The sequence below is a fragment of the Paraburkholderia sp. genome (assembly GCF_036488795.1).
Classification (GTDB): Bacteria; Pseudomonadota; Gammaproteobacteria; order Burkholderiales; family Burkholderiaceae; genus Paraburkholderia.
Genome location: NZ_DASXHA010000040.1, coordinates 44,902 through 51,414 on the forward strand (window position 1 = coordinate 44,902; position 6,513 = coordinate 51,414).

At 62.1% G+C, this 6,513-nt stretch carries 6 protein-coding genes; all 6 read left to right on the plus strand.

Features of this window, described 5'->3' with window-relative positions:
- Nucleotides 1-7 precede the first annotated feature (7 nt).
- Complete coding sequence (gene recX / locus VGH41_RS05035) at nt 8-820, plus strand: recombination regulator RecX (protein WP_331596242.1); 813 nt, start codon at nt 8-10, stop codon at nt 818-820.
- Between the two features lie 170 nt (nt 821-990).
- Nucleotides 991-1,731, plus strand: a complete 741-nt coding sequence (locus VGH41_RS05040; RefSeq protein ID WP_331596249.1) for a DUF2889 domain-containing protein — start codon at nt 991-993, stop codon at nt 1,729-1,731.
- Nucleotides 1,728-2,897, plus strand: coding sequence for an ADP-forming succinate--CoA ligase subunit beta (sucC, locus tag VGH41_RS05045; protein ID WP_090685102.1), 1,170 nt, complete (start codon nt 1,728-1,730; stop codon nt 2,895-2,897). Before VGH41_RS05040 ends, sucC begins: the two co-directional genes overlap by 4 nt.
- Nucleotides 2,898-3,059: 162 nt before the next feature.
- On the plus strand, nt 3,060-3,941 hold the full coding sequence (gene sucD / locus VGH41_RS05050; RefSeq protein WP_331596243.1) for a succinate--CoA ligase subunit alpha: 882 nt from the start codon (nt 3,060-3,062) through the stop codon (nt 3,939-3,941).
- Nucleotides 3,942-4,213: 272 nt separating this feature from the next.
- Nucleotides 4,214-4,930, plus strand: a complete 717-nt coding sequence (locus tag VGH41_RS05055; protein ID WP_331596244.1) for a TerC family protein — start codon at nt 4,214-4,216, stop codon at nt 4,928-4,930.
- A 144-nt stretch (nt 4,931-5,074) separates the two neighbouring features.
- A complete protein-coding gene (locus VGH41_RS05060; RefSeq protein ID WP_331596245.1) occupies nt 5,075-5,713 on the plus strand; it encodes a pilin in 639 nt (212 codons plus the stop codon).
- The last annotated feature ends 800 nt before the right edge of the window (nt 5,714-6,513 follow it).

Here is a 6,513-nt window from a genome sequence, read left to right on the forward strand (position 1 = left end):
TCGTCGCGTGCTACGCAAGGGCCGGCCTGTATCCCATGCAGGACGTGATGCGGACGGCCCGCGTGACGGTGACCCAACTGGTGCGCCGTCACGCACCCGCTCCCCGACGCGGCCTCGCGGTCAATTCGGTCGCTCGGGTCATTCGGGTCATTCAGATCGCGCCGATCAAAGCGACCCGTTCGACCCCTTCGAATCTTTCGACGCGCACGATCAGGCCGCCGGCCGCACTGAGTCTTCCGGGCGCGGTTTAGCTACAGCCCATGCCGGCGCTGATGCTGATCCCCCTTCAGAAACCACCTACACCCGCTCTCGTCGCCAGCCGGGCGAGGCCGTGCCCGCCAAAGACGGTTCTGACAAATCCCGCCGCCCCGTTCGTTCGCTAAAAGGCCGCGCGCTCGGCTATCTGTCTCGTCGCGAATACAGCCGCGCCGAGCTCTCGCGCAAGCTGGCGCCCTTCGTCGAGGAAGCCGACTCTCTGGAGACGCTGCTCGATTCGCTCGAAAAAGAAGGCTGGCTGTCCGATTCACGATTCGCTGAAAGCCTGCTCCATCGGCGCGCGTCGCGACTTGGCGCGAACCGGATCGTCGGTGAGCTGAAGCGCCATGCAGTCGGCCAGACCCTGATCGAAGAGGCGAGCGCCCAGCTGCGCGAAACCGAGCTGGCGCGAGCGCTAGCCGTCTGGCGCAAGAAATTCGACCAGCTTCCGCAAACGCCGGCTGAACGCGCGAAACAGGCGCGTTTCCTCGCGGCACGGGGCTTTTCGGGCGCCACCATCGGCAAAATCCTGAAAGGCCTGGACGAAGACCTGGCCGACGAGTAATCGCTAAAAAGCCGCCTAAGCGTGCCAGATCGAAGCCAAACCGCTCCGAAGAAAGCGCGAAGTTATGCCGCACCCAGACGCACTGGATTGGTGCTATGCACAATCGGAGCGGTCCAAATAACCAGTATGCTAAAATTAAGAAGTTTTCCAATTCGGCCTTTTCCTTCCGCATGCCGCTTCCCCCGCCAGTGTCCCGTCAGTTGCGCCATCGCCGCGCAATACGAGCGGAAGCATTTGAGCGCGCAGACGGCCTGTGGGACATAGAGGCTTGTCTTACCGACCAAAAACCACGCGATGTGGTGCTTGCGTCGGGCGTCCGGCCCAACGGTCAGCCGATCCATGAACTCTGGCTCCGCATCACGATCGATCGCAAGCTCAACGTTGTCGACGCGCAAGCGTCGTCCGACTGGGTGCCCTATCCCGGTCAATGCGAAGCCACCAATCCCGCCTATCGGGCCCTCATCGGGCTCAATCTGTTCAATAACTTCCGTCGCGAAGCCGCCCGTTTGCTGGGAGGCACGGCAGGTTGCACGCATCTCACCGAGTTGTGCGCTTTCCTTCCTACGGCCGCCATTCAGGCGTTCGCCGGTGAAGTGTGGAACACGAACGGCGGCAAGCCGCCGCACGAGGCGGATACAAAGGACGGCTCGGCCCAGGGCTCCAACGAAAACGCCAATGACAAACCGCCATTCCAGCTGGGTCGCTGCCACGCGCTGCGATTCGACGGCGAGGCGGTGCGGCAGTTTTATCCGCGCTGGTATGGCCGTGCACCGCGTTCCGCGGATCGCGCGGACGCGTCAAGCGACTCGACGCGCCACACCGCCGGCAACGGCAGCGGCACGTCCCGTTTGAACGACGGCAGCGGACAAGATGTTCAACCCAACTCTCAGACTGAAGGGAATCACGCATGAAGATTCACGAGTACCAGGGTAAGGAAATCCTGCGGAAATTCGGAGTCGCGGTACCGCGCGGCAAGCCGGTCTTCTCGGTGGATGATGCGGTCAAGGCCGCTGAAGAGCTTGGCGGCCCGGTGTGGGTCGTGAAGGCTCAGATTCACGCGGGTGGCCGTGGCAAGGGTGGCGGCGTGAAGGTTGCCAAGTCGCTGGAACAGGTTCGTGAATTCTCGAACCAGATCCTCGGCATGCAGCTCGTTACGCACCAGACCGGTCCGGAAGGCCAGAAGGTGAATCGCCTGCTGATCGAAGAAGGCGCTGACATCAAGAAAGAACTGTATGTCGGCCTCGTGATCGATCGTGTTTCGCAGAAAGTCGTCGTGATGGCGTCGAGCGAAGGCGGTATGGACGTCGAAGAAGTCGCCGAAAAGACGCCTGAGCTGATCCACAAGATCGCCGTCGACCCGTCGACCGGTCTGAAAGACGCCGAAGCGGACGAACTCGCCACGAAGATCGGCGTGCCCGCCGCTTCGCTGCCGCAAGCTCGCGCAATCCTGCAAGGTCTGTACAAGGCCTTCTGGGAAACCGACGCTTCGCTCGCCGAAATCAACCCGCTGATCCTGACGGGCGACGGCAAGGTCATCGCACTGGACGCCAAGTTCAACTTCGATTCGAACGCGCTGTTCCGTCATCCGGAAATCGTGGCTTACCGCGATCTGGACGAGGAAGATCCGGCTGAAGTCGAAGCGTCGAAGTTCGATCTGGCCTACATTTCGCTCGACGGCAACATTGGCTGTCTCGTGAACGGCGCAGGCCTCGCGATGGCAACCATGGACACCATCAAGCTGTTCGGCGGCGAACCGGCGAACTTCCTCGACGTGGGCGGTGGCGCCACGACCGAGAAGGTCACCGAAGCGTTCAAGATCATGCTGAAGAACCCGAATCTGACGGCCATTCTGGTCAACATTTTCGGCGGCATCATGCGCTGCGACGTGATCGCGGAAGGCGTGATCGCGGCTTCGAAGGCCGTGTCGCTGAAGGTGCCGCTCGTGGTCCGCATGAAGGGCACGAACGAAGACCTGGGCAAGAAGATGCTGGCTGAATCCGGCCTGCCGATCATCGCGGCAGACAGCATGGAAGAAGCGGCTCAGAAGGTCGTCGCGGCCGCTGCGGGCAAGGCGTAAGCCTGCCGGGCGTTTTCCAGGCGAATTCGCCAGGGCGGGTTTGCCAAGGCGGTTTGCCAGGGATTAACCAGGATTACGAATGGCGGCGTGCGAGCGACGCGGGCGAAGAACATCCCGCCCGTCGGCGCAACCGCACGATGCCAAACGAACAGAGGTCAATACATGTCGATTCTGATCAACAAAGACACGAAGGTCATCACGCAGGGCATCACCGGCAAGACCGGTCAGTTCCACACGCGTGCTTGCCGTGAATATGCAAACGGCCGCGAAGCCTACGTCGCCGGCGTGAACCCGAAGAAAGCCGGCGAAGATTTCGAAGGCATTCCTATCTATGCAAGCGTGAAGGAAGCGAAGGCTGAAACGGGCGCAACCGTTTCGGTCATTTACGTTCCGCCCGCAGGCGCTGCTGCCGCAATCTGGGAAGCCGTCGAGGCCGACCTGGATCTCGCAATCTGCATCACGGAAGGCATTCCCGTGCGTGACATGATCGAGCTCAAGGCACGCATGCGCGCAAAGAACAGCAAGACGCTGCTGCTCGGGCCGAACTGCCCGGGCACGATCACGCCGGACGAACTGAAGATCGGCATCATGCCGGGTCACATCCATCGCAAGGGCCGCATCGGCGTCGTGTCGCGTTCGGGCACGCTGACGTATGAAGCGGTCGGCCAGTTGACGGCGATCGGCCTTGGCCAATCGTCGGCAGTCGGTATCGGCGGCGACCCGATCAACGGTCTGAAGCACATCGACGTCATGAAGATGTTCAACGACGATCCGGATACGGACGCCGTCATCATGATCGGCGAAATCGGCGGTCCGGACGAAGCCAATGCGGCGGAGTGGATCAAGGGCAACATGAAGAAGCCGGTGGTTGGCTTCATCGCGGGTGTCACGGCTCCGGCCGGCAAGCGCATGGGTCACGCCGGCGCGCTGATCTCCGGCGGTGCCGATACGGCTGAGGCCAAGCTGGAAATCATGGATGCGTGCGGTATCAAGGTCACGAAGAACCCGTCGGAAATGGCGCGTCTTCTGAAGGCGATGCTGTAAATCGAAATACAGCGGCCTGGTCGTCACGGCCAGCGCCGCTTTTTTCTGATACTCTTACGAAATCCTTTCGTAAGAACGTAGTCCTAAAGCGAGGGAGCGAGCAATTGCTCCCTCGCTTTTTTATTGCCTGCCGGTTTCGCTTCTTTCTATTCTTTGTATTCTTTGTTGAGTGGAGTTGGCGCTTCAGCTGCCGGCCAGAGTTCGCGCTTCTGCGCGTAACCGTGGTCCCGCGCAGAGCGTCTGGCCCACTCCCCCCGATCTGGTCGCCTTTCATGCTCGAGTTCTTCGCCACGCTCCACTGGGGCGCCGTCATCCAGATCATCGTGATCGACATCCTGCTGGGTGGCGACAACGCGGTGGTGATTGCGCTCGCCTGCCGCAATCTGCCGCCGTCGCAGCGGGTGAAGGGTGTGCTCTGGGGCACGGCGGGGGCCATTTTGCTGCGCGTGGCGCTGATTGCGTTTGCGGTGGTGCTGCTCGATGTGCCGTTGCTGAAGTTCACCGGTGGTTTGCTGCTGCTGTGGATCGGCGTGCGGTTGATGGCGCCTGCGCATGACGCCCATGAAAACGTCAAACCGGCCGACAAGCTGATGAGCGCGATCAAGACCATCATCGTCGCGGACGCCGTGATGAGCCTCGACAATGTGATCGCCATCGCGGGCGCGGCTGAAGCGGCGGATCCGCAGCACCGGCTGGCGCTGGTGATCTTCGGGCTGGTCGTGAGCATCCCGCTGATTGTGTGGGGTAGCCAGCTGGTGCTGAAGATGCTCGACCGCTTTCCGATCGTCATCACGCTCGGCGCGGCGCTGCTCGGCTGGATTGCAGGCGGCCTGATCATCAACGACCCGGCCGGCGACCGTTGGCCGATTCTCGACTCGCCCGCCGCCGAATACGGCATGAGCATCGCAGGTGCGCTGTTCGTGGTGATTCTCGGCTATGCGCTCAAGCGTCGAAACGCAAGCCGCGCCGCCAGCCAGGGGACGCATTGAGGCGGCGCGGCGCCTGCAAACCATGAGTCGTGCTGCACTGACGTTGGCCGTCTGGCTGACTGTTTAGGCGGCTCACTGCCGGCTACGATCAAAACGCCTGTTCCGATTCTCGGAGCAGGCGTTTTTTGTTTCAGGAGCCTGCTGATGACCGTAACTGTTCCCGCCTCTTCATTCCGTTTGCTGCTTTCGCGGCGCGACGATCCTTTCCCGGACGCACCCATCTCCTCTCCGGGCGGTCGCTGGCCCGCAAGGATTGCGCGGGCGTGTCGAAACCTGGGTTTCACGCTGATCGAGTTGATGATCGTCCTTGCGATTGTCGGCGTGATCGCGGCGTACGCAATTCCCGCGTATCAGGACTATCTGGCGCGCAGCCGGGTGGGCGAGGGCCTGTCGCTGGCGGCATCGGCGCGGCTGGCGGTCGCGGAGAATGCCGCAAGCGGCAGCGCCCTGGGTGGCGGCTATGCACCGCCGCCGGGCACGCGCAATGTGCAGTCGGTGCATGTCGACGACGACACCGGCCAGATCACCGTCGCCTTCACGACGCGGGTCGCGCCCGCCGGCTCCAATACGCTGGTGCTGGTGCCGTCCGTCCCGGACAACGCGGAGGCGCCGACCGCCCGCGTCGCGCTGGTCAAAGGCACTGCACAACCCGGCACGGTGACGTGGGAATGCTTTGCTGGCGGCAAGAGTGCTTCGTCGCTGCCGGCGCCAGGCGCGGGGCCGTCGCCGGCTGAGGCGCCTTCGCTGCCGTCCAACCTGGCGCCGCCGGAATGCCGCGCTTGAGCTAAGCCCGTTGATGTAACCGGGTAGCGCGCCGGCATGCCCGGCGTGCTGCGCGGACCGGTCAGTCGGGCGTGGTCAGCGGCGGCGCGTGCGAGGGCTCAGCGCGGCATTTCAAATGCGGGCTCACAAAGCGGGCTCACAAGTGGAGGCTCGCAAGTGGAGGCTCGCAAGTGGGGGTTCACAAGCGGGAGGCTCGCAAGTGGGGGGTCACAAACGGAGGCTGACAAATGGAGGCTCACAAGTGGAGGCTCACAAGTGCGGGCTCACAAGTGGAGGCTCACAAGTGGAGGCTCACAAATGCGGTCTCACAAATGCGGTCTCACAAATGCGGGCTCACAAATGGAAGCTCACAAATGGAAGCTCACAAATGGAAGCTCACAAATGGAAGCTCACAAATGGAAGCTCACAAATGGAAGCTCACAAATGGCGGCTCACAAATGGCGGCTCACAAGTGGGGGCAAACAAGTGCAGCTCACAAATGGCGCCTCATAAATGACGTTCCCAAACGCGGGCCGCCAAATGCGGCGACAGTGCGCCCAAGTTCGACCTGAGGCTGCCCAACGCGGCTCGATGCAGCTTGCGGAGGCGGCTCTCAGACCCGGCTCTCAAACCCGCCACACAACCGTCGCGCGCCAAGCCAGCGCTTTCAACCATCGCCGCAGCTAACCCGCTGATTTCGGGATATTTATTGCAGTCCGGCGCACAGCAGGAGGATTTTTTTGTATAGTGCGCCGGTTGCTGACGCCCCCGGTTACTCATGCCCACCCCATTTGCGCGATTTCTATCTCTTGTTTTGTTGG

Coding starts and splice junctions, on each gene's coding strand:
- VGH41_RS05040 (WP_331596249.1), top strand. CDS start 991: ATGCCGCTTCCCCCGCCAGTGTCCCGTCAGTTGCGCCATCGCCGCGCA.
- sucC (WP_090685102.1), top strand. CDS start 1,728: ATGAAGATTCACGAGTACCAGGGTAAGGAAATCCTGCGGAAATTCGGA.
- sucD (WP_331596243.1), top strand. CDS start 3,060: ATGTCGATTCTGATCAACAAAGACACGAAGGTCATCACGCAGGGCATC.
- VGH41_RS05055 (WP_331596244.1), top strand. CDS start 4,214: ATGCTCGAGTTCTTCGCCACGCTCCACTGGGGCGCCGTCATCCAGATC.
- VGH41_RS05060 (WP_331596245.1), top strand. CDS start 5,075: ATGACCGTAACTGTTCCCGCCTCTTCATTCCGTTTGCTGCTTTCGCGG.